This is a genomic window from Chryseobacterium sp. CG10_8, assembly GCF_058117085.1.
In genome coordinates this window covers 1-940 of sequence record NZ_JBYVEB010000251.1, presented here as the reverse complement: position 1 = coordinate 940, position 940 = coordinate 1, and the positions used below count along the sequence as shown (strand labels likewise).

At 31.8% G+C, this 940-nt stretch carries 1 protein-coding gene; it reads right to left on the bottom strand.

Annotated elements, in window-relative coordinates; translation table 11 throughout:
- Window positions 1-14 precede the first annotated feature (14 nt).
- Window positions 15-863 carry a DNA damage-inducible protein D gene (gene dinD / locus AC4AGG_RS16585; RefSeq protein WP_489773133.1) on the bottom strand — a complete coding sequence of 283 codons (849 nt, stop codon included), beginning with the start codon at window positions 861-863 and terminating at the stop codon, window positions 15-17.
- Between the last annotated feature and the right edge of the window lie 77 nt (window positions 864-940).

Sequence of the window (940 nt, the reverse complement as noted above, 5' to 3'; positions counted from 1 at the left end):
AGCGGAAGGTGCTGTTAATTTTTCTGAGGTGGTTTCTTTTTTGTTTCTTTTAGTACTTTTTTTTCGTCTCCATTTAATTTTCTTTGAAGTTTTTTTACATCTTCTGCAGGTGGTAAATTTTCTGGAATTATACCTCTGTTTGTAAGCATATTTCTAACCGCTAAATTATTTTCAATATGCTCCTTTTCAATTTTAGCTTGTCCTTTCAAATCTTTACTTTGAACATTAAGTCCCGTCATTTCAGCAGCTAAATCTTTTGCCTTAATGCTAATCGTTGGTAAAAAATCTGCAACAGGTCTATTTTCAGGAACCCCCATTTTCTTTTTCAATAAATGAGTGTTAAGTCTAAATAACGCTTGGTCTCCTTTACTCCTAATTATTGCAAAGCCTTGACTATCTACGCCTCTTTCATATAAAACACCTGATAATTGTTTCTCTGTTTGACTAAGTTTTTCTCGAGCTTTAACTCTTTCATATTCTAAAAGTCTTTGTTCTACAATTTCAGCTCGTCTTGTTTGTACAGCAAAATAATTTTGAGCAAAGGAAATTTCTTGTTTTCTACTATCTCCGTTTTGGGCAATCAAATAACAAGCGTATCTTGTCAATAAAATGTCATCAATTTCTTTTTCAGCACCTTTTGGCATTGATATCGTTTTCCTGATGTCAGGAAAATGATATTCGACTTCTTCTCCAACATTCTTGCAAGCATCTTTTGCTTTAACTATTACTTTTTCAAAATTTTCCCACTTGCTATAACCTAATAATATTTGTAAATCACGTGCACTCCAACATTCAACTCCTTCTAATTCAGCTGCTGCATCTTCGAATTTTAGGAAAAGGTCTTGTATTTCTTCAGATTTCATTTAATTAATTTATAATTCAAATTTAAGAAAATTACTACAATTTGTAGATGAGGAATTCGTTTTTTATCACTTTCCGC

Coding starts and splice junctions, on each gene's coding strand:
- dinD (WP_489773133.1), bottom strand. CDS start 863: ATGAAATCTGAAGAAATACAAGACCTTTTCCTAAAATTCGAAGATGCA.